This window comes from Streptomyces amakusaensis, from assembly GCF_039532665.1.
Lineage (GTDB): Bacteria > Actinomycetota > Actinomycetes > Streptomycetales > Streptomycetaceae > Streptomyces > Streptomyces amakusaensis.
In genome coordinates this window covers 99,005-123,601 of record NZ_BAAASB010000002.1, presented here as the reverse complement: position 1 = coordinate 123,601, position 24,597 = coordinate 99,005, and the positions used below count along the sequence as shown (strand labels likewise).

The following is a 24,597-nucleotide window of genomic DNA, read 5'->3' as shown; positions in this document are numbered from 1 at the left end:
GTGTCTCTCTCACAGATGTTCGGGTGCGCTGATGCCGAGCAGGGACAGGCCGCCGGCCAGCACCGTCCCGGCGGCTTCGGCGAGCGCGAGCCGGGAGCGGTGGGCGGCCGCGGGTTTCTCGTCACCGCGGGGCAGCACGGTGTGCTGAAAGCCCAGCACGGCGTCGGCCGTGGCCTCCAGATGCCGGGCCAGCCGGTCGGGCGCGCCGAGCCGCGCGGCCGACGCGAGCACACCGGGGTGGTCCGCGATCAGGCCCGCCAGCGGGGTGTCGACATCCTCCGCGGGCTCGGCCCCGAAGCCGAGCCGCTCGGCGTTCCGGGCGAGGGCGCGGGTGCGGGAGTACGCGTAGCGGACCGTGAAGAGAGGGTTGCTCTCGTGCTGGCGCAGCAGCTGCCTCCCCACGCGCGGCCGGTCGTGCGCCGCGACGGAGAGCAGCCCCCAGCGCACCGCGTCGGTCCCGAGCGCCGGGTCGTACGGGGGCGCGGGGACCGGGTCGGGGCCCGTGACCGTTGTGTCCAGGCCCTGGGTGCGAAGCAGCCGGGCGGTGGTGCGGTGCCAGAGGCGGGCGCGGGTTTCCCGCTCCCCCTCTTCCCCTTCCGCGTCCTCCCCGGCCTCCGCCAGGTGTCCGTACCGCGTGCCCCGCTCCAGGACCTCGCGGACGAGGGCCTGCTGCGAGCCCTCCCCCAGAGTGATGTTGAGAAAGCCCGGCCCCGTGATCTCAATCGCCGCGATGGCCGGATCCCGCTCCATCCGCTCCCGCAGCAGCTCCGCCACCGCCCTCGGCGACCGCCCGGCGGCCCCAGCGAGCCGAAGCGCGATATTCGTGGCGTAGTCCCCGCATCCCCCGGGCCCCGGCCGGCCCACGGAAACACTCTCCGGCGCGGGAGCCGGCAGCACACCGTCCTCCACCGCACGGCACACGGCGTGCAGCACGGTTCGGGAGAGCTCTGCTGGTGTCACGGCACAAGCCTAGGCGAGAAAGGGCCCCCTTCTGCGAACCCATTTCCTCATCCCACCCTCGGCGGGCCCTCGCCCGGTCAGCCCCGGCTGCTCCCCGCCCGCCCCGCCCCATGCCTCCCGTCCAGCGACGGCGGCCCCTCCCGGCGCATCAGCTGCCCCACAAGACGCACCAGCACAGCGGGTTCAAACGGCTTGGCCAAAAACGCGTCCACCCCCGCCGCGATCCCGCTCTCCACCTCGTACGCCGTACACGCACTGATGATCGCCACCGGCAGATGACTCGTCACCGGATCCGCCCGCAACCGCGCCGCCGTCCGCAGCCCGTCGAGCCTCGGCATCACCACATCCAGCGTGATCACATCGGGCCGCACCTGCTGAACCACTTCCAGGCACTCGGCACCATCAGCCGCGGTCACGACCTCGAAGCCCTCCAGCTCAAGGTTGACCCTGATCAATTGCCGAATGACCCTGTTGTCATCGACAACGAGCACACGGCCGGACGCGCCTGACACATTTCGAGAGTAGGTCCCCCGCCACTGCTGCGTCCGGGTTTTGCCCACTTCCACCCCGTGCGAGCGACACCCCCCACCTCCTCCCCGCCCTCCCCCACCCCTGAAATCCCTGTTCAGGGCAGCCGCCACGAGCTGGTAGTGTTCTACCCGTCACCGCACAGGGCACCAGCCCGGCGGAGACAGTGCGCCCCCGTAGCTCAGGGGATAGAGCAACGGCCTCCGGAGCCGTGTGCGCAGGTTCGAATCCTGCCGGGGGCACTCGCCGATCAAACGCCGAAAGGCCTACTTGATCCGTGCGGATGCCGAGAGAAGAGGGCGGGAGTCAGTCTCACTGACTCCCGCCCTCTCGTTTTTCGCGCTGGTCGCGACAGCCTGGTCTTCGACGTGGATGAGCGGGATCGGGTTGTTCACCAGTTGCCGAGGCACAGATCCCGGTGGTAGGCGACGCACTCCGGGTCGATCCGGTGCTCGGGAAGGATCCTGAGTTCCCACTTCGCCTCGCGGGTCGCCGTCATGCGCACCGACCAGTCCTCGTCGATGTAAATGCCGAACTTGTCGAATTGTTTGTGGTGGTTGGGGCAGAGGCAGAGCAGATTCTCCAGGGCGTCGACACCGAGGTGCGGGCTGCCGAGGCCCTGAATGTGAGCAGCCTCGCTGTAGAGACCGTCCCGCGTCTCCAGCGGCTCGCCGCACACCTGGCAGGCATGCTTGTGGAGATCCTTCACCAGGGCCGGCAGGTCCCGGTCGCGGATGGGCTCGGAGCCCGTCCTGGGGCGGCGGCCGACGGGGGCGGGGCCGGACGGGTCGTTCCCGGCCAGGCCGCCGGCGCTCGTGTAGCCGCCGAGGCCGGTCCGCTCGAGCAGTGCCGCCCTGTCCAGATCGGTGTCGGTGAGATGGGTGGAGAACAGCAGGGCGACCGCGTTGGCGCGGCTGCGAGCCTTCTTCAGTTGTGTGGCCGCTTCGTGGCTGAAGCCGGCCCGGGCCTTGATCATGCGCAGGGCGGCGGGCGAAGGCTTGAAGCTGTCGTCCGTCACCCCTTCCACCTCCCACAGCCCGCTGGTGCGAAGGTGCCAGAACGGGTACTCGGGCGTCCTGCGGTCACCTTCACCGCCGAACTCCTCCAGCAGGGAGCCGACTCCCTTTTCGAACTCGCTCCAGGAGGCGAGCCGTTCCCCTGTCGCCGTCAGCCGCCCGATGGTCCAGAGCAGAGCGAGCGGCTTGTGGCGGGCCGGGCCCTGCGGCCTGGTATTGGTCTTGAGGGTGCTGATCGCCCGCAGCAGGTCGTCACGGCTGAGACTGGGCCTGGGCCTGGGTGCCGCCGGGCGTTGGGCCGGAATGCTCGGCCGCTTCCTGCCCAGGAGGTCGTGGATGCGAAGCGCCTTTTCACCCGTCTGGCGAGTGAGCGACTGGACATGTTCCTTGTCCCAGCCGAGCGTCTTCGTGACCTCCCGGGCCGGCAGGGTGAACTCCACGACCTCGTCGACCGCGATCATGTATTCCCAGGGTCGCTTCTTCCCGTCCAGTTCCCAGATCTCCTCGGCCAGGGCCGCGTTCCGAAAAGCCAGGACGACCGTGGCGCGGGCGATGACGGACCCTTGGGAGATGAACAGCACCTCGTCACCGGGCCGGGTGCTGTCGATCGCCTTGTTCTTGGCGTGCCCTTCCACCGCCGCGCGCGTCGATCCCCAGAACCGGGCGGGGCGGCCCCGGAACAAAGCCCGCAGCTCTTCCGCCTCCTCCCCCAGCAACTCCCCGTATCGGGGTTGGGTGATGTCGATGCCCTTCTCGATCGAGTGGGCGTAGTGCTTCGGGCCTCGAAGAGCTGGACCCCCGATCGGCTGCAACAGCCACTGGCTCTCGGTGTCCGCACGGTGCTTCTCGGTGTTCGCCTGCTGTGTCATGCAGTCCCTCCCTGTAGTGATCACATTAGTCACACCGTCTGACAATGCGGAGGCTTGGAGATCGACTCAGCAGCGAGGCCTCGGGGCGGTCTTCACGGCTGCCCCGAGTTCACCGGGCCGGCTTCTGCTCGCGGGCCCAGGACTGTCAGCGCACGCGCAGCACATACTTCCCCGTGCCCGCCCTCGATTCCAGGATGTCGTGCGCCTTGGCCGCCTCCGCGAGGGGGAGTTCGGTGACGTCGACGCGGAGGTCGCCGGTGGCGGTGGTGGTGAGGGCTTGGTGGAGGCGGTCGCGGATGAGGGTGGGGCGGGCGTGGGCGAGGGCGCCGAGGTTGTAGCCGGTGATGGATTTGGAGGCGGCCCAGAGGGTGTCGCCGGGGAAGGAGGTGTCGTGGTCGGAGGCGTCGCCGAAGATGACGCAGCGGCCGAGGGGGGCGAGGAGGTCGAGGGCTGAGGCGCGGAGGGGGCCGCCGATGGAGTCGAGGAGGATGTCGACGCCGAGGCCGTGGGTGGCGTCGGGGATGCCTTGGGCGAGCTGGTCGGGGGTGAAGACGCGGTCGTAGCCGAGGCCGAGGGCGTAGTCGGTCTTGTCGGGGCTGCCGGTCACGCCGTAGACGGCGCTCGCGCCCATGCGGCGGGCGAGCTGGGCGACGATCGCGCCGACTCCGCCGGCGGGGGCGGTGACGAGGACGGTCTCGCCGACGCGGAGGCGGGCGGCGTCCTCCAGGAGGCCCATGGCGACGGGGGCGTTGCAGGGGAGGGCGGCGGCGAGCAGCGGGGGGAGGTCGGTGGCGGGGCCGTCGAGGGGGGCGGTCCAGTCGGCGCGGGTGACGACGGTCTCGGCGTATCCGCCGCCGGCGAGGGTGAGGGCGGCGACTCGGCGGCCGATGGTCGGGCCGGTGACGCCGGGGCCGAGGGCGGCCACGGTGCCGGAGACTTCGAGGCCCGGTACGTGGGGCACGCCGATCTTGAATTGACCGCGCCGGAACATGACTTCCGCGAAGTTGACGCCCGCGTACTCGACGTCGATGGCGACCTCGCCGGGACCGGGCCGGGGGGTGTCCAGTTCGACATGGGTCAGCACGTCGGAGGTGCCGTACTCGTTGACCTGTACTGCCTTCATGGTCTGCTCCTTCACGAACAGCGGGTCAGTCGGTGGGGAGGGGCCGGAACGCGGGCTTGCGGCGCTTGCGGAGGGCGGTCATCGCCTCGGGGAAGTCGGGTCGCCGAAAGGATTCGGACATGAGGGTGACGGACTCGGCCGCGGCGGTCGCGCAGTCGGTGTCCAGGCCGCCCCAGACCTGGTGCCTGATGACGGCGAGGGAGGCCGGGGAGCAGCCTTCGGCGAGCTGTTCGGCGTAGTCGACGGCCTGGGCCAGCACCTCCTGACGGGGGGCGGTCCGCTGTACGAGGCCGATGCGGAGGGCTTCGGCGGCGTCGACAGGGCGGGCGGAGAGCAGCAGGTCCAGGGCGTGGGGGACGCCGATCAGCCGGGGCAGCAGCCAGGCGGCGCCGTACTCGGCGATCAGGCCGAAGCGGCTGAAGACGGTGGAGAGCTGGGCGCCTTCGGCCATGAAGCGGATGTCGGCGTACAGGGCGTGGACCAGGCCGAGGCCGGCGGCGCTGCCGTTGATGGCGGCGATGAGGGGTTTGCGCAGGGTCAGGGGAAGGTGCGGCGGGTGTCCGAGGGCGGCGAGGAGTTCCTCCTGGGCGGTGGCGCCGGTGAGTTCGGCGAGCAGCCCGGGGGTGGCTCCGGAGCAGAAGCTGCCGCCTTCGCCGGTGATCACCACGGCGCGTACGGCGGGGTCGGCGTCGGCTTCGGCGAGGGCGTCGTAGTACGCCCGGAACATCGCCAGGTCCATGCCGTTGCGGCGCTCGGGCCGGGCGAAGGCGATGGTGCGGACCGCGCCCCGGGCGGTGACCGAGATTCCCCGGGTGTCGGGGCGGGCGGAGGTCGTGGAGAGGCGTTCCGACACAGCATTCCCCCTTATGTAAGTACACTGTCTCGCATCAGCATACTGTCACATGAGCGAGGGGATCGAGGGAGAGCCTTATGCGACTACGGGCACCAATGGGCCTGTCGGGACTGAGTACATGGATCCCTCCGGAGCGCCAGAGCGCGCGGGAGGCGGTGGCGCTCGGGCTGATCGAGGAGGAGACGGCGGGGGAACTCGGCTATGACCGGCTCCCCGTCGCGGATCTCTCCGCGCCGGAGATGGCGGTGCTCGCGGGGCGGGCCGCGCTGGAGGCGGCGGGCGAGGGGCCCACCGGGCTGGTGCTGCACTCCTGGATGCACTACCAGGGCCACGATCTGTGGTCCGCGCCGCACTACATCGCCGATCGGCTCGGCCTGGGCGACGCCCTGCCCCTCGGCATCCAGCAGGTCTGCAACGGCGGAGCGGCGGCCGTGGAGACCGCGATCGCCCGGCTGCTGGCGGAGCCCGCTCTCGGCCGCGCCCTGGTGACGACCGCCGACCGGTTCGCCGAGCCGGGCTTCGACCGCTGGCGCGGCGACTACGGCATCGCGTACGGGGACGGCGCGACCGCGCTCGTGGTCCACCCGCTGGACCGCGACACCGGCGCGGAAAGCGGCACGGAAAGCGGTACGGGAGAGGGCGCGGGCGGCTCCGCCGATCTGACGCTGTACGCGATCGCGACCGTGGCGGCGCCGGCGCTGGAGCGTATGCACCGTGGCGGGGATCCTTTCAGCGCCGCCGCCCGCTCCATCAGTTCGCGGGTGGACATGCGCCGTACGAAGAAGGCGTTCCTGGCGGCGGAGGGCATGGAGGCGTTCACCCGGGCGAGCGGCGACCGGCTGCGCCGGGTGGTACGGACCTGTCTGGCCGACGCGGGGCTCGACGCCGCCGACCCGCGGTTGCGGTACGTGGTGATGCCGAGGCTGGGCCGCAAGACGATCGATCTGGCCTATCGCCCGGCGCTTTCGGAGCTGACCCCGGCGGAGATCCTGGCCACCGGCCGGGACACCGGCCATCTGGGGGCCGGGGACGCCGCGGCGGGGCTCGCCGAACTGCACCACGACAAGATGCTGGAGCCCGGCGAACGGGCCCTGGTGATCAGCGCGGGAGCCGGGTTCACCTGGTCGTGCCTGCTGGTCGGCAAGGCCTGACCGGCCCGCCGGCCGGACGGCTCGCCGGCCGGACGGCCGGACGCTGTCGGGCAGCCGCCTCCGCGGCTGCCCGACAGCGCGGCCTCGTTCAGCTGGCGACCGCCTGACCGCGGCGGTCGCCGCTGCCTCGCAGTTCCAGCGAGGGATCACCACTGAGCATCGACTGTTCCAGCGCGGCGAGGAACGGTGAGGGCTCCAGGCCCAGTTCCATCACCAGCTGGGCCCTGAGTCCGCGCAGCACCGACAGCGCCTCCGCCCTGCGCCCGCACCGGTAGAGCGCGAGCATGAGATGCGCGTGGAGCTTCTCGTTCAGCGGATGAGCCGCGGTCAGCGCGAACAGCTCGGCCACAAGGTCGTGATGACCTCCGAGCTGGAGTTCCGCGTAGATCCGGTGCTCCTGCGTGGTGAGCCTGCACTCCTCCATACGAGCGATCTGCGCGCACAGCAGCCGGCTGCCGTCCACATTGACCAGGGCCGGGCCCCGCCACAGATCCAGTGCCGTCCGGAGCAGGGCCGACGCCTCGGCGTTGTCCCCGGCACGAATGGCCATCCGCCCGGCACGATCGAGCCGTTCATACTCCGTGATATCCAGCGTGATTCGCTTGGTGAAAAGCATGTAACCGCCGCCCACGGTTACAAGAATTTCATTCGCCACATCCACTAAAGGAAGGTTCGTGGCCTCAGCAATCACTCTGCGGATTTGCCCTACATAAGTCTGTAGAGTAGTCATTGCCGTGCGCGGCGGATCGCCGTCCCACAGCTCTTCGAAGAAACATCCGTTCGCTACTGCGTGATCTGCGTGCGTTACCAGCAGACCGAGCACTTGGCGACACTTCGGAGATATAGAAATTGGTTTCTGATCGCTGTTTAGTGCGACCAGTGGGCCAAGAGCACGTAACTGCAATTTGATCCCCCCGCCTGGTTAAGGCAGGCCCCCGCGATGAGCCGGGCGTCTGCCTACAAGTCAGCGCCGCGAGCATAGCAGAGCAGTGGTACAGACCACGATAAATTGCCAATCGGGAAGACCGGGGGTCCCCATTGGCGCACCCGGCGGCGACACCACTCGAAGCGGAAGCAAAGCCTCGGTCAAGCCGGAGGTCGGAAACGGCTCGTAGAGCCCATAACCACCCTGGGCCACAACGGGATCCGGAGGAAAGGACGGGCGGCCCCGAGTGGTTCGGGAAGGATGCGGAAGGGAGAGGGTGACACGATTCACTTTCGCGACGGTGAAACGTTCATCCGGTAGCCGCCCAAACCGAGGGGGAAGCTTTGCGAAAGATTGATGGATGACTGCGTGATACGCCATTCCGGGCGGTGCCGCCTTTGGCGCGCGCCGAATTTGCGTCGGCCGGGAAAGTTTTAGGAGTAGGTCTCCAGAGTGGAGATCGAGCGCTCAAGGAAATCTTCGAACTGCCGGCGCTCGGCCGGAGTGAAGGCCGCTCCGAGCGCCCCTTCCACACGGCGGGCGACTTTGTCCGCCTCGGCGAGGACAGCGCGGCCTTCGGGCGTGGCCGCATTGACCACGACTTTCTGGTGAAGAGGAGAGGGATGGCGCTCGATCAGACCGTCCCGCTCCAGATTGGCGAGCACGGTGGCCATGGTCTGTGGTGTCACCATGCACTCGCGGGCCAGCTGCGCGGCGGACATTCCGTCGGATGCCGTCAGCAGCAGCAGGACCGCGTACTGCGGCACGGTGAGGCCGAACTCCCGCAGCACATGGGTCTTCCGGGTGATCAGGGCCTGCTCGGCCCGCTTGATCACATGCCCGAGCCGGCCCGCGGCGACGCCCGCCGTGATCGGGTTCGTACCGCCGCCGTGCCCCGCTGCCGTGTCCGCCATGTCAGTAGTCTCCCATATGACAGGCCTCGCAGCGGGGGAAGGGCTCAGACGCCCGACGCGCGCCGCCTGGCCGGGGGCACCGCGCAGGTCAGCCGGGCCGTGCAGGTGCGGCGGCCCTGCTCGTCGCTGATGACGATCTCGTAGGTGGCCGTACCGCCGCCCACATGCAGTGGCCGGCAGACGCCGGTCACCACTCCCCGGCGCACCGCCCGGTGGTGGGTGCAGGAGAGCTCCAGCCCCACGATGATCCGGTCGGGGCCCGCGTGCACCCAGGCGGCGAGCGAGCCGAGGGTCTCGGCGAAGGCCGCGTTGGCCCCGCCGTGCATGATGCCGATCGGCTGGCGGTTGCCCGCGACCGGCATGGTGCCCATGACCAGATCGGGTTCGCAGGCGGTGATCTCGATGCCCAGCCGGTTCACCAACTGCTCGTCCACATAGGCCGGCAGGACCGGCACCGGTCCGAGTGTCGCGGGAGTCTCCGCCATGACGTTCTCTCCTGTCGGATCGTCGGGGCCTTCGGGATCCGCGAGGCCCGCGGGTCTCCGGACCGCCCCACTTCGGCGAAGTCAAAGTAGACTGCCTTGTGGCAGAGTACTGCTACACGACGCCATCAGAAAGAGAGAACCGCGCATGCGCACCACCACGTTGGCCGGGTCGGGGGCCGAGTTCGGCGTCGTAGGGCTGGGTTGTATGGGCATGTCCTGGGGGTACGACCAGCTCGGCCGGGACGACGACATCTCCGTGTCCGTCATCCACCGCGCGATCGACCTGGGTTGTGTGCTGATCGACACCGCCGACCAGTACGGTCCCTTCACCAACGAGGAGTTGGTGGGCCGAGCGCTGCGGGGCCGCCGGGACGAGGTCGTGCTCGCGACCAAGGGCGGGCTCGTCGTGGACGATCCGGAGACCTTCGCCAGCCACCGCGACGGCCGCCCCGAGCACATGCGCAAGGCGCTCGAGGAGAGTCTGCGCCGTCTGGGCACCGACCATGTGGATCTGTACCAGCTGCACCGGATCGACCCGGACGTGCCGGTGGAGGAGACCTGGGGCGCGATGGCGGAGTTCGTCGAGGAGGGCAAGGCCGGTGCGATCGGTCTCTCCGAGGCCTCCGTCGCGGAGATCCGCCGCGCCCAGGCCGTGCACCCGGTGGCCAGCGTCCAGACCGAGCTGTCGCTGTGGAGCCGCGAGCCGCTCCAGGACGGGGTGTTCGCACACTGCGCCGAGCAGGGCATCGCCTTCATCTCCTACTCGCCGCTGGGCCGGGGCTTCCTCTCCGGGAAGGTCTCCTCGTCCGGCGATCTCCCGGAGGTCGACGGCCGGCACCGCACCCCCCGCTTCCAGCCCGAGGCGATCGCCGCCAATCAGGCCGTCGTCGAGCCGGCCCACCGGATCGCCGAGCGGCTCGGGGTCACCGTCCCCCAGGTGTCGCTGGCCTGGGTGCTGGCCCAGGGCGAGAACGTCGCGGTCATACCCGGCACCAAGACCCTCCGCTATCTGGAGGAGAACGCCGGGGCCGCCGATCTCGTACTGCCGAAGGACGCGCTGGACGAGCTCGACGCGCTGCCCGCCCCGGTCGGAACCCGCTACTAGGAGCCGTCATGCTCGTCCTGGGCTTCCCGGCCGGCTCGTTCGAGACCAACGCGTATGTCATCGCCCCCGGTCCCGGCAGCGGCTGTCTGATCATCGATCCCGGCCAGCGGTCCGCCGACGGACTGCATGAGCTGATCACCCGTCACCGGCTGGAGCCGGAGGCGGTGCTGATCACGCACGGCCACATGGACCACACCTGGGACGCGGTGCCGGTGAGCCGGCGCTACGGGGTGCCGGTCCACATCCATCCGCAGGACCGGTTCATGCTCGCCGCCCCGGCGCGCGGGCTGCCCGCCAACTTCCCCGGGGAGCTGCTCGAGGGCCACCCGTGCGCCGAGCCCGCCGACGTACGCCTGTTCGGTACGGGCGAAGAGGGCGGCAGCGGGGACGGGAGCGGGAGCAGGGACGGGGAGTCCCTCGTGGCGGCCGGGCTGACCGTGTCCGCCCACCATGTCGGCGGCCACACCCCCGGCTCAGTGGTCTTCCACTGCGCGTACGAGGGCGAATCCGTGCTCTTCACCGGGGACGCCCTCTTCGCCGGCGCGCTCGGCCGGACCGACGGCCCCGGCGGCGACGCCCGTGCGCTGCGGAACTCCCTGGCCCGGGTCTGCGGCCCGATGGCCGACGCCACCGCGCTGTGCACCGGTCACGGCGGGACGTCCACACTCGGCCGCGAACGACGGGTGCACGCCTTCCTCTGACACACACGGCACACGCACACGGCGCACGGCACACGCACAGACGAGGGGACCGCCCAAGGCGGTCCCCTCCGCGTTTCTCAGCCCGCCTCCACCAGCGAGATCCGCTCCTGCCTGGCGTCCCGGGCGAGCAGCTCCGCGAGCTTCTGCTCGGTGCCCGTGCCGGGCTGCGCGGTGTGCAGGATCAGCCGCACATCGGGCCGGTCGGGGAGGTGGAGCGTGGAGTGCTCGAAGGTCAGCAGGCCGGCCCGGGGATGGCTGATGGCCTTGACGCCCCGGATGGGCACGGCGACGTCGTGCAGCGCCCACAACTCGGCGAACTCGGGGCTGGTTTCGAGCAGTTCCCCGGCGAGCTTGTCGAAGCCCGGGTCGTCCGGGAAGCGCGCCGCGTCCCGGCGGAACTCCGCGACCAGGCTCCGCGCCAGATCGGCCCAGTCCTGGATGCGTCCCCGGTAGTGCTCGCTGCAGAAGAACGCCACCAGGCAGTTGCGGTCCTCGGGGGTGAAGCCGAAGACGGACTGCGCCGCGCGGTTCATCACCGAGACGTTCCAGTACCGGTCGACCACATGCGCCGGGCTGGGCATCCAGCTCTCCACCAGCCGGATCAGCCGGTCCGCCGCCGGGACCTCGCGCAGCGCCGTCTCCGGCGGGTTCAACCCCGCCAGCCGGTACAGGTGGTCGCGCTCCTGGGGCAGCAGGCGCAGCGCGCCGCAGACCGCGTCCAGCACCTGGCTCGACACGGAGATGTTCCGGCCCTGCTCCAGCTGGATGTACCAGGAGGTGCCGATGCCCGCGAGCACCGCGACCTCCTCGCGCCGCAGGCCGGGGGTGCGCCGACGGCCGCCGGGCGCGAGGCCGACCTCCTCGGGCGAGAGCCTCGCCCGACGGGTGCGCAGAAACTCCCGCAACTCCTCGCGCCGACGGGCGCCCGGTGCCGGCATGCCCTGGGTGGTCTTCACAGTGACAGGATAAGTGGAGGCTCCCCACAAACGATATAGAGCCGCGAGTCTGTCAGCATGTCGACGAAATCCGCCGAGGCCGAGGGTTCGGCCCGCTTCTCAACCCGGCAGTGGCTGGTCATCACCCTGCTCTGCGGTACCCAGTTCATGCTGGCCCTGGACTTCTCCATCCTCAGTGTCTCGCTGCCGGAGATCGGCGAGGATCTCGGGTTCGGGATCAAGGATCTGCAATGGATCGTGACCGCCTTCGCGCTGCCGTCCGGCGGCTTCCTGCTGCTCTTCGGGCGCACCGCCGATCTCTTCGGCCGGCGGAAGCTGTTCATCGCCGGTATGGCGCTGTTCACCGTCGCGTCGCTGGTCGGCGGTCTGGCCACCTCCCCCGGCATGCTGCTCGCGGCCCGCGCCGGACAGGGCTTCGCCTCCGCGATGCTGACGCCGGCCGCCATGTCGCTGCTGACCACGTCCTTCCCCGAGGGGAAGCTGCGTGATCGCGCGCTCGGCATCAACGGCGCGCTGCTGTCGCTGGGCTTCCTCACCGGCGTCGTGCTCGGCGGTGTCATCACCGACCTGACGAACTGGCGTTTCACCCTCTTCATCAACCTGCCCATCGGCATCCTGGCCCTGATCGCCGCTCCGGCGCTCATCAAGGAGAGCCGGGGCGCGGACGCCCCCCGGCTCGACATCCCCGGCGCGATCACCGTCACCGGCGGTCTGCTGTCGGTGATCTTCGGCATCACCTCCGCCGAGCGGAACGGCTGGGGCAGCCCGGTCACCCTCGGCTCGCTGATCGCGGGCGTGGCGCTGCTGCTGCTCTTCCTGCTGATCGAGTCCCGCACCGCGCAGCCGCTGATCGATCTGAAGGTGCTGCGCCGCCGTTCGGTGGTCTGGGGCAATGTGACCGGTCTGGTCACCTTCTCGATGGTCACCGGCGCGGTCTTCCTGCTGACGCTGTACATGCAGCAGGTACGGGGGATGTCGCCGCTGGACACCGGTTTCTCCTTCGCCGCGCTGGGCGTCGCCGCCGTGATCGGCGGGGTGTTCGCCGCGCGGATCGTCGGCAAGCTCGGGGTGCAGATGACCCTGGTCGCCGGTCTGGCCCTCCAGGCGGTCAGCACCGGTGTGCTCTATCTGCTGAAGGCCGACGACGGCATGCCCATGCTGCTGGTCGCCACGGCGGCCGTCGGCTTCGGTCATCTCCTCGCGGTCGTCGGCTACATGATCACCGGCACCTCCGGGCTCGCGGACGGCGAGCAGGGCATGGCGACCGGCCTCACCTACACCGCCCAGCAGGTCGGACTGACCGTGGGCACCCCGGTGATGTCGACCATCGCCGCCACCCAGATGGACGGCGACGGCGTCGCGAGCGCCGCCCAGACCCTCGACGGCGTACAGCTCGGCCTGGTGGTCAACGCCGGTGTGGTGGCCGTGGCCGCCGTGATCGCCCTGCTCCTGCTCCGGCCCCGGCCGGCCGCCCCCGCCGCCGCCAACGCCCCCGCCGCCGCCGAGAACGCGCGGATCAACAACGTGCCTCAGGAGGCCACCCGATGAACCGAACCACCTCCCCGAAGACCGCTCGCCGGGGCGCGTTCGCCGCCGCGCTCGGCCTCGCCGCCGCGATGACCCTCACCGGGGCCACCACGACGTCCGCCGCCCCGGAGGAGACCCGGGCCAAGCCCGCGCCCGCGCCGGTGGTGAGCAAGACCCTCTCCGAGGGCGACACCTCGCTGCCGTTCGCCATCAAGGCCGACGACAACCGGCGCTTCGTGTACCGGAAGCTGACCGTCCAGCCGGGTGCGACGGGCGGCTGGCACACCCACGCGGGCGAGCAGGTCGCCGTCATCAAGTCGGGCGTGCTGACCCGTTACGACAAGGACTGCAAGCCGCATGTGTACCGGGCCGGCGACGCGCTCGTGGAGCCCGCCGAGCCGACCGACGTCCACATAGGCATCAACGAGGGCAAGAAGCCCCTCGTCCTCTATGTGGTCGACCTGCTGCCGCAGGGTGCGCCGGTGGCCACGCCCGCCGCCAACCCCGGCTGCGCGAACCTGCCGAACTGACCCCCGAGGTTCGGTTTCCCAGCGGCCGGTGGGCGGAGTTCTGGACTCCGCCCACCGGCCGCCTTCGTACATCTGGAGCAGAGTTGAACACCCCCCCGCTGGTCACCGCTCTCCTGTCGGCCGCTCTCCTGTCCACCGCGCTCGCGGCCACCACCCCGCACACCACGGTCTCCCCCTCCCTCTTGCCGCAGGCCTCCCTCTCGCTCGCCGTCACGGCCGGATCGCCCCCGCCCGCCGTGGTGCGGGGAACCCCGGCGCTCGTGCCGGAGGGAGCCGACTGGGATCCCCACCGCCGGGCCTTCGTGGTCGGATCGGCCCTGCACGGCACCGTCTCCCTGGTGGACGCCCGGGGCCGGGTCCGTACGCTGGCGAGCCCGCCGGGTCTCGTCTCGACCTTCGGGGTACGGGTCGACGCGGCGCGCCAGCGGCTGCTGGCGGCGTACTCCGACCCCGGCATGGGCACGGCCAGCGCGCCGGCCACCCGCGGCCGGCTCTCCGGGCTGGCGATCATGGACCTGCGCTCCGGCCGGCTGCTGCGCAAGGTCCCGCTGGATCTCGGGCCCGGCCCGCACGGCGCGAACGATGTGGCGCTGGACCCGGCCGGGCGCGCCTATGTCACGGACTCCCTCACCGGCACGGTGTACCGGGTCGACCTCCGGGGCCGGGTCTCGGTCGTGGTGCGGGACGGACGGCTCGCGGGCACGGGCGGCGCGCCCGGACTCAACGGCGTGGTCTGGCATCCGGACGGGCATCTGATCGTCGGCCAGTACGGGAGCGGCCGGTTCTACCGGGTGTTTCCGCACAGTCACCGGCGCGTCGGCGAAGTGGCGCTCGACGGTGCGGTGGTGGGCGCCGACGGCATGACGGTGCGCCCCGACGGCTCACTCCTCGTCGTGGCGAACGCGCTGGCCGCGCCGGACGGCCGGGCGGCGGTGTGGGTGCTGGAGTCGGAGGACGGCTGGCGGACCGCCCATGTCGAGTGCGAGGCCGGCCCCTGGACCGACGCCGCGCCGACGGCGGCCGTGCCCACCCCGTACGGCGTCTACGTCCTCGACGGCGGCCTGGACGCACTGGGCGGCCCGGAACCGGCGGGGTTCGTCCTGCGCCGGTTCGGGCCGCCCGAGTGACTCTCGTCCGGTCAAAGGTCCGTTCAGACGGGCTGGGGAACGCTTCCGGGGACCACGGTCGCCGGGAGCGTGGGCCAGCCGCGTTCGGCGGCCAGCCGGCTCATCGCCGGGTGGCCGCCGACCACGGTGGGGTGGCCGACGAGTTCGAGCATCGGCAGATCGCCCGGGTCGTCGGCGTAGGCGAAGCAGTCCTCGGCCGCGGCGTCGTAGGCGTCGAGCACCCGGTGCACCGCGAGGGCCTTGGCCGGGCCGAACATGGCTCCGGCCACCTCGCCGGTGAGCAGGCCCGCGCCGTCGACGGCGGGTTCGGTGCAGAGCACCACATCGACGCCGAGGTGGTCGGTGATCGGCTGGAGGCTCGCCCGCCAGGCTCCTGAGATCACGGCGATGACATGGCCGGCGGCCTGGTGGGAGCGGAGCGCGTCCAGGGCCGCGGAGACGAACGGCACTCCCCTGCTGTCGAGCTGGGCGTACCACTGCCGTCCCTCGGCCATCAGCTCGGCGACCGGGATCCCGGCGAGCGCCCGGTAGTACATCGCGCTGACCTCGGCCGGGGCCCCGCCCTGCCGTGCGTGCCGGCGCAGGGGTTCGACCAGGCGTTCGTACTCGGTGCCGTCGTCGCCGAGGCGGGCGAGGCGGTGCCGGAGGAGGGCGAAGGGGCTCTTCATCGCGACGAGGGTCTCGTCGGCGTCGAAGAACGCCACCACCCTGCGGGAGTGCGCCATGGTGTCTGGGTCCCTTTCGGGTCGTTCGGATCGGCGGGGGTACGACGCGGCCGAGGCAGGCCCGGGGTGGGCCTGCCTCGGACGGCGCCGGGGGGATTGCGGTGGCTTTCAGGCGGTACGGGTGCGGTGCGTGAGGTGGTGGGCGGAGCGCAGGGCGGCCCGGATCTCGTCGTCGCGGGCGTCCTTGAGCCGGGCCGCGAGATGGCCGTCGGGACGGACCACCGCCGCCGTCGGTCCGGGGCCCAGCGCCCGGGCGAGCGCGGGCGGGACGGGCCGGTCGAGTTCGAGTACGGCGGTGTTCCCGGGCAGCGCGGCGAGCAGCCCCGCGCCGGCCCGGTGGCCGCCGTGCAGCAGCAGGGTGTGCCGGTCGCGGGCGACCGCGGGCCAGCGGCCGTGCCAGCCGGGTTCGTCGGTGGCGGAGACCAGCAGCGGCAGCCGGGCCCCGGCCGGCGCCGGGCGGCCGGGGCGGGCCCGGGTGCCGTAGCTGATGTCGGTCTGGGCGAGCTGGGGCGCGACATGGCGCTGGAGCATGCCGGTGAGTCCCGCCGCCCGGAACGCCGTGTCGCGCACCGCCGTGCGGAGCGGGGTGGTCGCGAGACCGACCCTGGTGAGCAGCGCGGTGTTGCGGGAGACCTGGTGGGAGATCTGGCGGCGCTCGGAGTCGTAGGTGTCCAGCACGGTCTCGCCGAGCCGGCCGTGGATGACTCCGGCGAGCTTCCAGGCGAGGTTGAACGCGTCCTGCATGCCGGTGTTCATGCCCTGCCCGCCCGCCGGGCTGACGATGTGGGCGGCGTCGCCCGCGAGGAAGCAGCGGCCGGACCTGAAGGTCTCGGCGACCCGGCAGCGCACCCGGAAGGTGGCGCTCCACAGGAGTTCCTCGATGGTGCTGCCGTGCGCGCCGCGCTCGTCCACGACGCGCTGGAAGAGTGCGCGCGAGGGCGGCGGGTCGCCGTCCTCGGCGTGGGGGACGTTGACCGCGAGCCGGAAGACGCCGTCGCCCATGGGTCCGACGGCCATCGCGCCGCGCGGCGACCAGAGGTAGTGGGAGAGGTCGTCGGCGAGGCGGGTGGTCATGGCGGCGTCGGCGATGGCGAAGGTGACGTCGACCGTGGTGCCCGCGTAGCCGATGCCGAGCCGCTCCCGGACGGTGCTGTGCGCGCCGTCCGCGCCGACGATCCAGTCGGCCTCCGCGCTCTCGTGGCGTCCGCCGGGGTGTTCGAGTACGGCGACGGGTCGCGGGCCGCCGGGTTCCGCTGGGGAGCCGGTGCCCTCGGTGTGCAGCGAGGTGAGGCGTACGCCGTCCTCCACCGTGCCGCCGAGTTCGGCCAGCCGTTCGCGCAGGATCCGCTCGGTGTCGTTCTGGGAGATCATCACGGCGAACGGGTACGGCGCGCCGGGCATTCTGCTGACGTACGCGGTGCCGATCCGGCGGCCGGCGGAGTGGAACGCCGTGCCGCCGATGCGGTGGCCGCTCGCGATCAGCTTCTCGCTGACGCCGATTCTGCGCAGGAGTTCGAGGTTGCGCGGCCAGACGACATTGGCGCGGGAGTGGGCGGTGGCGCGGCGCTCGGCGTCGACGATCCGCACCCGGATGCCCTGCTGGAGCAGTTCGCAGCCGAGCACCAGACCGACCGGTCCGGCACCGACGACGATCACGGTGTCGGTCATCTCAGGCCGCCCACATCAGACCGCCGTTGACCTCCAGGACATGGCCGTTGACATAGGAGCTGTCGTCGCCCGCGAGGAAGACGGCGGCGGATCCCACCTCGTCCGGGCGGCCCAGCCGGCCGGCGAGCAGTCTGCGGCGGTAGGTCTCCCAGACCCGGCTGTCGGCGGCGACCTTCTTGCCCATGCCCTCGTCGATGTAGCCGGGCGAGAGGCAGTTGACGGTGATGCCCTTGGGGGCGAGTTCCACGGCGGAGGTACGGGTGAACATCTCCACGGCCGCCTTGCTGGCGCTGTAGGCGGCTGCTCCGGCGGCGGTTCGGGTGGCGACGCAGGAGGAGACGTTGATGATGCGTCCGCCGCCGCGCTCGGCCATGACCCGGATCACCGCGCGGGTGCAGAGGAAGACTCCGGTGAGGTTGGTGCCCACGGTGGCGTTCCAGTCGGCGGCCGAGAGCCGGCTGATGCTGCCGTCCCGGCTGAGCCCCGCGTTGCTGACCAGGATGTCGAGGGCCCCGAACGCCTCCAGGGCGACCTCCACCAGCTCGGCCACGGAGTCCTCGTCGGTGACGTCGGTCTCCTGGTAGCGGACCCGGCCGGGATAGACGTCGGCGAGTTCCTTGATGTCGTAGGGGTTCCGCGCGGCGCAGACCACGGACGCCCCCTCGGCGAGATAGCTCTCGGCGATGGCCCGGCCGAGGCCCCGGGTGCCGCCGGTGACCACGGCGGTTCTGTCCTGAAGTCGCATGAGGGTTCTCCTAGTACCAGGTGAGCAGGGCTGCTCCGGCGGTCATTCCGCCGCCGATGGAGGCGAAGAGAATGTGTTCGCCGCGCTCCAGCGGCCGGGTGCGGTGGGCTTCGTGGAGGGTGAGGGGTACGGAGGCCGCGGCCGTGTTGCCGAGGTGGGGGGCGGTGAGGACGACCTTGGCCGGGTCGATGCCCGCCTCGGCGGCGAAGGCCTCCAGCAGCCGGCGGTTGGCCTGGTGGAAGACGAAGCGGTCGATGTCGCCGAGGTCCGCGCCGCAGTCGGCGAGGGTCTCGCCGACGATCTTGTGGAGGGTGGTCATGGCGTACTCGCGCACGGAGCGGCCGTCCATCCGGAACAGCTGCTCGCCCGATTCCCTGGCGCGCCGGTCCAGCGCGGTCCGGGTGCCGCCCGCCTCGACGCCGACGTAGTGGTGGAGGTGGCCGTCCGTGCGCAGACTGCTGGCCCGGATGCCGTACCCCTCGGGCACTTCGCCGAGGACGACCGCGCCCGCGCCGTCGCCGAAGAGGCTGACCGTCCTGCGGTCGCCGCGGTCCATGATGCGGGAGAACATGTCGGCCCCGACGAGCAGCGCGTACGAGCCGGCCGCGCGGCCGGTCAGCAGTCCTTCGGCGACGGTGAGGCCGTAGAGGAAGCCGCTGCACACGGCGTTGAGGTCGAAGGCCGGGAGCGCGGGCAGGTCCAGCTTGTGCTGGAGGATGGCGGCGGTCGAGGGCTGCGGGTGGTCGGGGGTGCAGGTCGCGACGATGAGCGCGGCGAGCTTCTCCCGGGCCTCCGGGCCCAGCGCGTCGAGGGCTTCGCGGGCGGCGGGCAGGGCGAGATCGGAGGTGGCGTCGGTGTCCGCCGCGTAGCGCCGCTCCAGCACTCCGGTGCGGCTCTCCAGCCACTCCTCGGTGGTGTCGGCCCAGGCGGCGATCTCCCGGTTGGACACGATGCGTTCGGGGACGTGGGAGCCGATGGATATCACGCCTATGGGCACGTCTGGGCCTCTCTGTGATCGTGGGCATCGCGGGGTGGGGGGCGGATTTCCGGGGCGGGGGTGCGGGTGCGGGGGTACGGGTGCGGGGGGGGGGGACAGGTACGACGGAGGTCGGTCAGGTGCGGGTCAGAGGCCCATGCCGAGGCCGCCGCTGACCGGCAGGACCGCGCCGGTGATGTACGCGGCCCCGTCGCCGGTGAGGAAGCGGACGGCGGACGCGACCTCCTCGGGGGTGCCGGGGCGGCCCAGCGGCGTCCGGCTCAGATACTCCGCGCGGCGCTCGGGCCGCAGCCCGCTCGTCATGTCGGTCTCGACGAGTCCGGGCGAGACGACGTTGACGGTGATGCCGCGCGGTCCCAGCTCCCAGGCGAGCGAGCGGGCCAGACCGACGAGTCCGGCCTTGGCCGCGGCGTAGTTGACCTGCCCCGGCGAGCCGGTGAAGGCCGCGGAGGAGGAGATCAGCACCAGCCGGCCCCAGCGTTCGGCCAGCATGCCGCGCGCGGCGTGCTTCGCGAGCCGGATCGCTGCGCGCAGATTGGTGTCGATGACCTCGTCGACGAGGTCGTCGCCCATCCGCAGCAGCAGGGCGTCCCGGGTGATCCCGGCGTTCGCGACGAGGATCTCCACCTCGCCCTGTTCCTTCCGTACGGTGTCGAAGGCGTTCTCGACCGCCGCCGGGTCGGTGATGTCGCAGGCGACCCCGTACAGACCGGGGGGCGGCTCTCCCGTACGGAAGGTGACGGCCACCCGGTCGCCCCGCGCGGCGAGGTCGCGGGCGACGGCGAGGCCGATGCCCCGGTTGCCGCCGGTGACGAGGACGGAGCGGCCGCCGGCGGGCCGGTCGTTCACAGGGCGGTCGCTCACGCCGCGGTCACCACCACGACGGCGTTCTGCCCGCCGAAGCCGAACGAGTTGGAGACCGCGGCCCCGATGGCCGTCGGGCGCGCCTCCTTGGCGACCACGTCCGCCTCGATCTCCGGGTCGACGCCGCCGAGGTTGGCGGTGGGCGGCACGGAGCCCCGGGCCACGGCGAGCACCGTGTAGGCGGCCTCGACCGCGCCGGCCGCGCCGATCAGATGGCCGATGACGCCCTTGGCCGAGGTCACGGCGGGCGGGCGCTCGCCGAAGACACGGCCGATCATCCGGGACTCGGTCACATCGTTGAGCGGGGTGGAGGTGCCGTGCGCGTTGACGTGCGCCACTTCCCGGGCGGGGAGGCAGGCGTCGGCGAGCGCGGCGCGCACGGCCCGCTCGGCCCCCTCGCCGCCGGGGTGCGGCGCGGAGGGGTGGTGGCCGTCGGCGGAGGCTCCGAAGCCGCTGATCCGGGCGTGGATCCGCGCGCGCCGGGCCCGGGCGTCCGCGAGCCGTTCCAGGACGAGCACCCCGGCCCCCTCGCCGGCGACGAATCCGTCGCGGTCGGCGTCGAAGGGGCGGGACGCCTCGGCGGGGGCGTGCCCGCGCCGGGAGAGCGCGCCCATACGGTAGAGGCTGGCCATGCCGGTCGGGGTGAGCGCGGCCTCCGCGCCGCCGGCCAGCACGATGTCGCAGGCTCCGCTCTCCAGCAGCATCCGGCCGTAGCCGATGGCGGTGGTCCCGGAGGCGCAGGCGGAGGAGACCACCTGGTTGGGGCCGAGCGCCTGGCAGTCCATGGCGATGTATCCGGCGGTCATGTTGACCGGGGCCTTCACCATGAGCTGGGGCGAGACGACGGAGGCGCCGCCCTGGACGAAGGAGTCGTACTCCCGCTCGAAGCTGGCCGCGCCGCCGAACGAGGTGCCGATCACCACGCCGACCCGCGCGCCGTCCCAGGCCGCCGGGTCGAGCCCGGCGTCGGCGACGGCCTGCCGGGCCGCCGCCACACCGAGCTGGCTGACCCGGTCCATACGGAGCGCGTTGCGGCGGCCGAGCAGGGCGACGGGGTCGAAGCCGGGCACCCGGCAGGAGAAGTCGACCGGCAGACCGGCGAGGGCCTCGTCGCGGGTGGCGGTGGACTCGCCGGACCAGACGCGTGCCTCGTTGGCCGCGACCCCGATGCCGGCCGGGGTGAGCAGTCCGAGCCCGGTGACGGCGACGTCGTACCGCTCGGCACGGGTGGTGCGGATGGTGCGGGTGGTCGCCCCGGTCATGCCTGCACCGCCAGCTTTTCGTCGAGGGTGGCGAGGACGTCGCCGAGGGTGCGCTCGACGCTCAGCTCGGTCTCGTCGACGACGACGCCGAACTCCTTCTCGACGGCGACGCTCAGCTCGATGAGGAGGAGGGAGTCGAGGTCCAGCGATTCGAGGGTGGCGTCGGGGACGAGAGCGGCCGTCTCGATGCCGATCTTGTTGGCGAGGAGGCCGAAGAAACGATCCTGAACGCTGCTCATGGTGTTCTCTCCTGTCGGGTGACATGGGACATGTGCGGTGTGTGCGGCTCCGTGTGGGGGGAGGAGCCGCGGGATCTCCGTGGGGGGGAGTTCAGGGGCGGGCGGCGTCGCGGGACGCCTGCTCCGGGCGGCTGACGACGGCGGCGGTGAAGGTGAACCCGCCGCCCCCGTTGAGTACGACGGCGTACTGACCGGGCTCCAGCCAGGGGCCGGTGGCGAGATCGGCGAGGGAGGCGTTGAGGTCTCCCGCGCCCACGTGTCCGGTGGCCCGGCCCAGGTCCAGCGGCTCCGCCGGGGTGGACTGCACCAGCGGCGGGGTGTACGCCTCGGCCATGGCCTTGGCTCCGAGCCGGGGCAGCACCGCGTACCGCAGCCGCGGGTCGTCCGGGGCCACTCCGGCGTCGGCGAGCGCCTCGGTCACGGCGGCCCGGATCCCCTCGTGCGCGGCCTTGGTGAAGCGCTCGACGCCGAACGTGCGGATGAAGTGCCGCTTGGTGCGGCGGACGTCGATCATCGGACTGTGCCCGAGCGGCGTCGCGTTGAGCCCGTCGTCGCCCCGGTGCATGACTTCGAGTCCGGCGGCGACGGTGGTGGCGAGCGCGTGCAGGACGAGCTCCGACGGAAGTACGTCGCCCCGGTGCACGAGCACCGCCGTGCCCGCGTCGCCCGCGGCCATGCCGTAGTCGGTGCGCCAGCGGTGCCAGCTCGGCATCAGGAAGCGGTCGCCGGTGGTGACCAGCGCCGGGCCGGCCTGCGGATCGCCCTGGAGCCGGGTGACGGCCAGCTCCACGCCGATCGCTCCGCCGTTGCACTGCTGGAGCAGCCCGATCGGCACCGCGCCGTCCGCGCCCAGCTCATGGGCGATGTAGTGGGGCGCGGACCAGGCGTCGTGCCCCTGGTGGTGCACGCTGGCGTGCAGCACCGTCGAGAGCGCCCCGGCCGGGCAGTCCGCACCGGCCAGCGCCTCGCGGCCCGCCGCCACCGCCATGTCCGGCGGCGCGGTCTCCTCGCTCACCGGAAGCTCGGTGTAGCCGAGGTCGGCCGCCGTGCGCGCGTCGACGTCGCCCGCCGCCAGGGCCTCGGCCACGGTCTGCCGCGCGCTGGGGTACCAGGCCCTGGCCACCAGGCCGTACGGGGTGCGCAGCCTCATCGCCGGCCCTTTCCGCCGGGGCCGGACAGGGTCACTTCGGCCGTGCAGACCACCCCGTCCGACTGCCGGAACTCCACGGCCACGACATGGTCGTCGCCGTCGGCCGGGCGGGCGGTGGCCGGGGCGGCGGTGACGGTGGCCGGGGCGTCGTGCTCCACGAACCGCTGGAAGCGGGCCGTGACGGCGGTGACGTGTCCGGGCCCCCCGGCCGCCTCTCCCTCCGAGAAGATCGCGGCCTGGCGCGCGGCCTCCAGCAGGGCCATCGCGGGCACATGGTCGAGCGGGTGGTCGTAGAAGACCGGGTGGGCGACGGGCACATCGAGGACCGCCCTGCTCCGCCCGGCGTTCCGCTCGCCGTCCGCGAGGACGACGTTCTCCGCGCGCCGACGGCCGACGGCCCCCGGCGCGAGGGGCGATCCGGGCCCGCGCGCGGGCATCGCGTCCGAGAGCGGTGCCGGTGAGCTGCGCCGCAGCGTACGGAAGCCCGCGTACGCCTCCTTGTTGGGGTATCCCGCGCCGACGGTGCCGCGGGCCACCAGCTCGCCCCCGAGATACATCTCGGCCACCAGGGTCGCCCCCAGCAGTCTGCCGGCGCGCCGGTTGAGGTTCCTGGCCTCGATCGTCAGCAGAAGCCGGGCGGGGCCGTCGCCGTGGCTGCCGTGGCTGCCGTCACCGTCGCCGTCGCCCGGGGGCAGGGCCGCGGCGGCGGTGAGCCGGATGCCCCACTCCGTGATGAGGAACGCGGTGTCCATCGGCACCCCGAGATGGCGGTGGGCCACCACGGTTCCGGCCTGGCGGAAGCACTCCAGCAGCAGCAGGGGATCGACGGGTCCGGCGGCACCGGCGTGGTCGCCGAAGCAGGCGTGCGCCCGGGGGAGCAGCGCGGCCACCGCGTACCGGCCGGGGCCGGTCGCGGCGGAGTCGGTGACGAAGACCTCCGCGTCCGCGTGCCGGTGGACGACGGAACGCTCGACGGGACGGTCGTACGCGAGCACCGGGTCCCCCGGTCCCGCGGTGTCCGCCGGATGCTCCTGGCCCGTGATCGTCATGCCTGCCCCCACCTGATTCCCCTGCTCGGTCGTCTCACAGGCCAATCTGGCAGGCGGCACGCGCGAATCGGCTCAGGGAATGAGCAGGCCCGGACGAGCTCTCGCCCCGAACGCCTCTACGTTCACTCAAGAACCGCCAGTGACCGGCCGATGACCGACCGGTGACCGGCACGGTGACCGTGCCGGCGGCTGCCCGAAGAGGCAACACGGGTGCCCCCGGCGGGCGGGGCCCCGGGCTGGACGGGGCCGGGCGGGCGGGTCGAAGGTGGTGGGGCGGGGCCGCGGGCAGGGGGACGAGGATGGACGGGCACGAGCATCAGCAGGAGCATGAGCGGGAGTACGACCGGGAGTACGACCGGGGTCGTCCGCTCGACGGCGAACGGCGGGAGAGGGAGAGCGCCCCGGGGCCGGACGCGGGCACCGCGCATCTCTACCGGGCGGCGGCAGCCGGACGGGCCGATGTCGCCGGGGCGGCGGGGCTGAGCGCCCTTCAGCGGGCGGTGGGAAACGGCGCGGTGGGCACGATGGTCCAGCGGCAGAAGCGGGCCGGGGCCCCTGAGCAGGCGGAACCGGTCGGTGATGAGCAGCGCTCCCCGGTCCGCGATGTCATCGCCTCCGGCGGCGGAGCGCCGCTCGACGCCGGGGTGCGCGCCGATCTGGAGGGCCGGATGGGCGCGGACTTCTCCGATGTGCGCGTACACACCGACACGGCGGCGCACGAGTCGGCGAAGGGGGTCGGCGCGCACGCGTACACCGTCGGCAACAACGTGGTCTTCCAGCGCGACGCCTACGATCCGTCCTCGCCCCAGGGCCGTACGACCCTCGCCCATGAGCTGACCCATGTGATCCAGCAGCGGAACGGGCCGGTCGACGGCTCGGAAGCGCCCGGCGGGATCCGGGTGAGCGACCCGTCCGACCGCTTCGAACGGGAGGCCGTCGCCAACGCGGACCGGGTGCTGTCGGCCCCGGCGACCGCTCCCCCGGCCGCCGCCGGGCCCTCGGTGCAGCGCGCGGCGACGGAGGACGAGGAGGAGCGGCCGGCGGATGTGCAGGGGTCCTTCGTCCAGCGGACGGCCTCGGCGGGGGCCGAGGAGGAGGAAGAGGCCCCGCCCTCGTGACGAGCCCTTC

At 72.2% G+C, this 24,597-nt stretch carries 25 protein-coding genes and 1 tRNA gene; 8 read left to right on the top strand and 18 right to left on the bottom strand.

Annotated elements, in window-relative coordinates; translation table 11 throughout:
* Nucleotides 1-9: 9 nt before the first annotated feature.
* The gene (nrtL, locus tag ABD371_RS03130; protein ID WP_344472408.1) at nucleotides 10-960 is read right to left on the bottom strand and encodes an ArgS-related anticodon-binding protein NrtL; all 951 of its coding nucleotides are present in this window, start codon (nucleotides 958-960) and stop codon (nucleotides 10-12) included.
* A 77-nt stretch (nucleotides 961-1,037) separates the two neighbouring features.
* On the bottom strand, nucleotides 1,038-1,520 hold the full coding sequence (locus ABD371_RS03125; RefSeq protein WP_344473181.1) for a response regulator: 483 nt from the start codon (nucleotides 1,518-1,520) through the stop codon (nucleotides 1,038-1,040).
* Between the two features lie 138 nt (nucleotides 1,521-1,658).
* On the opposite strand from ABD371_RS03125, the gene ABD371_RS03120 reads away from it, so the two are divergent.
* Nucleotides 1,659-1,730: transfer RNA gene (locus tag ABD371_RS03120), tRNA-Arg, on the top strand.
* 149 nt (nucleotides 1,731-1,879) lie between these two features.
* On the opposite strand, the gene ABD371_RS03115 is transcribed toward ABD371_RS03120, so the two are convergent.
* The 3 genes from ABD371_RS03115 to ABD371_RS03105 all read right to left on the bottom strand — a co-directional run bounded on the left by ABD371_RS03115 (nucleotide 1,880) and on the right by ABD371_RS03105 (nucleotide 5,349).
* Nucleotides 1,880-3,373 (bottom strand): HNH endonuclease, encoded by a 1,494-nt coding sequence (locus tag ABD371_RS03115; RefSeq protein WP_344472407.1) that lies wholly within the window; start codon nucleotides 3,371-3,373, stop codon nucleotides 1,880-1,882.
* A gap of 145 nt (nucleotides 3,374-3,518) precedes the next feature.
* Nucleotides 3,519-4,496 (bottom strand): quinone oxidoreductase family protein, encoded by a 978-nt coding sequence (locus ABD371_RS03110; protein ID WP_344472405.1) that lies wholly within the window; start codon nucleotides 4,494-4,496, stop codon nucleotides 3,519-3,521.
* A gap of 25 nt (nucleotides 4,497-4,521) precedes the next feature.
* A complete protein-coding gene (locus ABD371_RS03105) occupies nucleotides 4,522-5,349 on the bottom strand; it encodes an enoyl-CoA hydratase-related protein (protein ID WP_344472402.1) in 828 nt (275 codons plus the stop codon).
* A 77-nt stretch (nucleotides 5,350-5,426) separates the two neighbouring features.
* Here ABD371_RS03105 and ABD371_RS03100 point away from each other — a divergent pair, with 77 nt between their 5' ends.
* Nucleotides 5,427-6,500 (top strand): 3-oxoacyl-[acyl-carrier-protein] synthase III C-terminal domain-containing protein, encoded by a 1,074-nt coding sequence (locus tag ABD371_RS03100; protein WP_344472399.1) that lies wholly within the window; start codon nucleotides 5,427-5,429, stop codon nucleotides 6,498-6,500.
* 88 nt (nucleotides 6,501-6,588) lie between these two features.
* Here the strand turns inward: ABD371_RS03100 and ABD371_RS35825 are convergent, their stop codons facing one another.
* From ABD371_RS35825 to ABD371_RS03085, 3 genes are all read right to left on the bottom strand, one after another.
* Nucleotides 6,589-7,404, bottom strand: coding sequence for an AfsR/SARP family transcriptional regulator (locus ABD371_RS35825; RefSeq protein WP_381732907.1), 816 nt, complete (start codon nucleotides 7,402-7,404; stop codon nucleotides 6,589-6,591).
* Between the two features lie 455 nt (nucleotides 7,405-7,859).
* Complete coding sequence (locus ABD371_RS03090; RefSeq protein ID WP_344472397.1) at nucleotides 7,860-8,339, bottom strand: MarR family winged helix-turn-helix transcriptional regulator; 480 nt, start codon at nucleotides 8,337-8,339, stop codon at nucleotides 7,860-7,862.
* A 44-nt stretch (nucleotides 8,340-8,383) separates the two neighbouring features.
* Nucleotides 8,384-8,824, bottom strand: a complete 441-nt coding sequence (locus ABD371_RS03085) for a hotdog fold thioesterase (RefSeq protein ID WP_344472395.1) — start codon at nucleotides 8,822-8,824, stop codon at nucleotides 8,384-8,386.
* Between the two features lie 145 nt (nucleotides 8,825-8,969).
* On the opposite strand from ABD371_RS03085, the gene ABD371_RS03080 reads away from it, so the two are divergent.
* Both ABD371_RS03080 and ABD371_RS03075 read left to right on the top strand, forming a co-directional pair.
* Nucleotides 8,970-9,929 carry an aldo/keto reductase gene (locus ABD371_RS03080; RefSeq protein WP_344472393.1) on the top strand — a complete coding sequence of 320 codons (960 nt, stop codon included), beginning with the start codon at nucleotides 8,970-8,972 and terminating at the stop codon, nucleotides 9,927-9,929.
* 8 nt (nucleotides 9,930-9,937) lie between these two features.
* A complete protein-coding gene (locus tag ABD371_RS03075) occupies nucleotides 9,938-10,630 on the top strand; it encodes an MBL fold metallo-hydrolase (protein ID WP_344472391.1) in 693 nt (230 codons plus the stop codon).
* A gap of 77 nt (nucleotides 10,631-10,707) precedes the next feature.
* Here the strand turns inward: ABD371_RS03075 and ABD371_RS03070 are convergent, their stop codons facing one another.
* Nucleotides 10,708-11,586 carry a helix-turn-helix transcriptional regulator gene (locus ABD371_RS03070; RefSeq protein ID WP_344472389.1) on the bottom strand — a complete coding sequence of 293 codons (879 nt, stop codon included), beginning with the start codon at nucleotides 11,584-11,586 and terminating at the stop codon, nucleotides 10,708-10,710.
* Between the two features lie 57 nt (nucleotides 11,587-11,643).
* On the opposite strand from ABD371_RS03070, the gene ABD371_RS03065 reads away from it, so the two are divergent.
* The 3 genes from ABD371_RS03065 (at nucleotide 11,644) to ABD371_RS03055 (ending at nucleotide 14,770) form a co-directional block, all read left to right on the top strand.
* On the top strand, nucleotides 11,644-13,134 hold the full coding sequence (locus tag ABD371_RS03065; RefSeq protein WP_344472387.1) for an MFS transporter: 1,491 nt from the start codon (nucleotides 11,644-11,646) through the stop codon (nucleotides 13,132-13,134).
* Nucleotides 13,131-13,643, top strand: a complete 513-nt coding sequence (locus ABD371_RS03060; protein WP_344472385.1) for a cupin domain-containing protein — start codon at nucleotides 13,131-13,133, stop codon at nucleotides 13,641-13,643. Before ABD371_RS03065 ends, ABD371_RS03060 begins: the two co-directional genes overlap by 4 nt.
* A gap of 83 nt (nucleotides 13,644-13,726) precedes the next feature.
* Nucleotides 13,727-14,770 carry a hypothetical protein gene (locus ABD371_RS03055; RefSeq protein WP_344472383.1) on the top strand — a complete coding sequence of 348 codons (1,044 nt, stop codon included), beginning with the start codon at nucleotides 13,727-13,729 and terminating at the stop codon, nucleotides 14,768-14,770.
* A 23-nt stretch (nucleotides 14,771-14,793) separates the two neighbouring features.
* Here the strand turns inward: ABD371_RS03055 and ABD371_RS03050 are convergent, their stop codons facing one another.
* The 9 genes from ABD371_RS03050 to ABD371_RS03010 form a co-directional block, all read right to left on the bottom strand.
* Nucleotides 14,794-15,495: an HAD family hydrolase gene (locus ABD371_RS03050; RefSeq protein WP_344472381.1), complete on the bottom strand. Its 702-nt coding sequence runs from the start codon at nucleotides 15,493-15,495 to the stop codon at nucleotides 14,794-14,796.
* 108 nt (nucleotides 15,496-15,603) lie between these two features.
* Nucleotides 15,604-17,163 (bottom strand): FAD-dependent monooxygenase, encoded by a 1,560-nt coding sequence (locus tag ABD371_RS03045; protein WP_344472379.1) that lies wholly within the window; start codon nucleotides 17,161-17,163, stop codon nucleotides 15,604-15,606.
* A gap of 1 nt (nucleotide 17,164) precedes the next feature.
* A complete protein-coding gene (locus tag ABD371_RS03040) occupies nucleotides 17,165-17,908 on the bottom strand; it encodes an SDR family NAD(P)-dependent oxidoreductase (RefSeq protein ID WP_344472377.1) in 744 nt (247 codons plus the stop codon).
* 10 nt (nucleotides 17,909-17,918) lie between these two features.
* On the bottom strand, nucleotides 17,919-18,905 hold the full coding sequence (locus tag ABD371_RS03035) for a 3-oxoacyl-ACP synthase III family protein (RefSeq protein ID WP_344472375.1): 987 nt from the start codon (nucleotides 18,903-18,905) through the stop codon (nucleotides 17,919-17,921).
* A 126-nt stretch (nucleotides 18,906-19,031) separates the two neighbouring features.
* Nucleotides 19,032-19,769, bottom strand: coding sequence for a 3-oxoacyl-ACP reductase FabG (gene fabG, locus ABD371_RS03030; RefSeq protein WP_344472373.1), 738 nt, complete (start codon nucleotides 19,767-19,769; stop codon nucleotides 19,032-19,034).
* The gene (locus ABD371_RS03025; RefSeq protein WP_344472371.1) at nucleotides 19,766-21,031 is read right to left on the bottom strand and encodes a beta-ketoacyl-[acyl-carrier-protein] synthase family protein; all 1,266 of its coding nucleotides are present in this window, start codon (nucleotides 21,029-21,031) and stop codon (nucleotides 19,766-19,768) included. The genes fabG and ABD371_RS03025 overlap by 4 nt, the downstream gene beginning before the upstream one ends.
* Nucleotides 21,028-21,270, bottom strand: a complete 243-nt coding sequence (locus ABD371_RS03020) for a phosphopantetheine-binding protein (protein ID WP_344472369.1) — start codon at nucleotides 21,268-21,270, stop codon at nucleotides 21,028-21,030. Before ABD371_RS03020 ends, ABD371_RS03025 begins: the two co-directional genes overlap by 4 nt.
* 91 nt (nucleotides 21,271-21,361) lie before the next feature.
* Entirely contained in the window at nucleotides 21,362-22,420 is a 1,059-nt protein-coding gene (locus ABD371_RS03015; RefSeq protein ID WP_344472367.1) for a beta-ketoacyl-[acyl-carrier-protein] synthase family protein, read from the bottom strand.
* Entirely contained in the window at nucleotides 22,417-23,469 is a 1,053-nt protein-coding gene (locus ABD371_RS03010) for a ScbA/BarX family gamma-butyrolactone biosynthesis protein (protein ID WP_344472365.1), read from the bottom strand. The genes ABD371_RS03015 and ABD371_RS03010 overlap by 4 nt, the downstream gene beginning before the upstream one ends.
* A gap of 299 nt (nucleotides 23,470-23,768) precedes the next feature.
* Here ABD371_RS03010 and ABD371_RS03005 point away from each other — a divergent pair, with 299 nt between their 5' ends.
* Nucleotides 23,769-24,587 (top strand): eCIS core domain-containing protein, encoded by an 819-nt coding sequence (locus tag ABD371_RS03005; RefSeq protein WP_344472363.1) that lies wholly within the window; start codon nucleotides 23,769-23,771, stop codon nucleotides 24,585-24,587.
* Nucleotides 24,588-24,597: the final 10 nt, after the last annotated feature.

Bases quoted from the DNA above. Each gene is read 5' to 3' on its own strand.
- ABD371_RS03020 (WP_344472369.1), bottom strand. From the start codon at position 21,270: ATGAGCAGCGTTCAGGATCGTTTCTTCGGCCTCCTCGCCAACAAGATC.
- ABD371_RS03065 (WP_344472387.1), top strand. From the start codon at position 11,644: ATGTCGACGAAATCCGCCGAGGCCGAGGGTTCGGCCCGCTTCTCAACC.
- ABD371_RS03060 (WP_344472385.1), top strand. From the start codon at position 13,131: ATGAACCGAACCACCTCCCCGAAGACCGCTCGCCGGGGCGCGTTCGCC.
- ABD371_RS03080 (WP_344472393.1), top strand. From the start codon at position 8,970: ATGCGCACCACCACGTTGGCCGGGTCGGGGGCCGAGTTCGGCGTCGTA.
- ABD371_RS03085 (WP_344472395.1), bottom strand. From the start codon at position 8,824: ATGGCGGAGACTCCCGCGACACTCGGACCGGTGCCGGTCCTGCCGGCC.
- ABD371_RS03025 (WP_344472371.1), bottom strand. From the start codon at position 21,031: ATGACCGGGGCGACCACCCGCACCATCCGCACCACCCGTGCCGAGCGG.
- ABD371_RS03015 (WP_344472367.1), bottom strand. From the start codon at position 22,420: ATGAGGCTGCGCACCCCGTACGGCCTGGTGGCCAGGGCCTGGTACCCC.
- ABD371_RS03005 (WP_344472363.1), top strand. From the start codon at position 23,769: ATGGACGGGCACGAGCATCAGCAGGAGCATGAGCGGGAGTACGACCGG.
- ABD371_RS03040 (WP_344472377.1), bottom strand. From the start codon at position 17,908: ATGCGACTTCAGGACAGAACCGCCGTGGTCACCGGCGGCACCCGGGGC.
- ABD371_RS03050 (WP_344472381.1), bottom strand. From the start codon at position 15,495: ATGGCGCACTCCCGCAGGGTGGTGGCGTTCTTCGACGCCGACGAGACC.
- ABD371_RS03100 (WP_344472399.1), top strand. From the start codon at position 5,427: ATGCGACTACGGGCACCAATGGGCCTGTCGGGACTGAGTACATGGATC.
- ABD371_RS03045 (WP_344472379.1), bottom strand. From the start codon at position 17,163: ATGACCGACACCGTGATCGTCGTCGGTGCCGGACCGGTCGGTCTGGTG.
- ABD371_RS03075 (WP_344472391.1), top strand. From the start codon at position 9,938: ATGCTCGTCCTGGGCTTCCCGGCCGGCTCGTTCGAGACCAACGCGTAT.
- ABD371_RS03010 (WP_344472365.1), bottom strand. From the start codon at position 23,469: ATGACGATCACGGGCCAGGAGCATCCGGCGGACACCGCGGGACCGGGG.
- ABD371_RS03115 (WP_344472407.1), bottom strand. From the start codon at position 3,373: ATGACACAGCAGGCGAACACCGAGAAGCACCGTGCGGACACCGAGAGC.
- ABD371_RS03090 (WP_344472397.1), bottom strand. From the start codon at position 8,339: ATGGCGGACACGGCAGCGGGGCACGGCGGCGGTACGAACCCGATCACG.
- ABD371_RS03110 (WP_344472405.1), bottom strand. From the start codon at position 4,496: ATGAAGGCAGTACAGGTCAACGAGTACGGCACCTCCGACGTGCTGACC.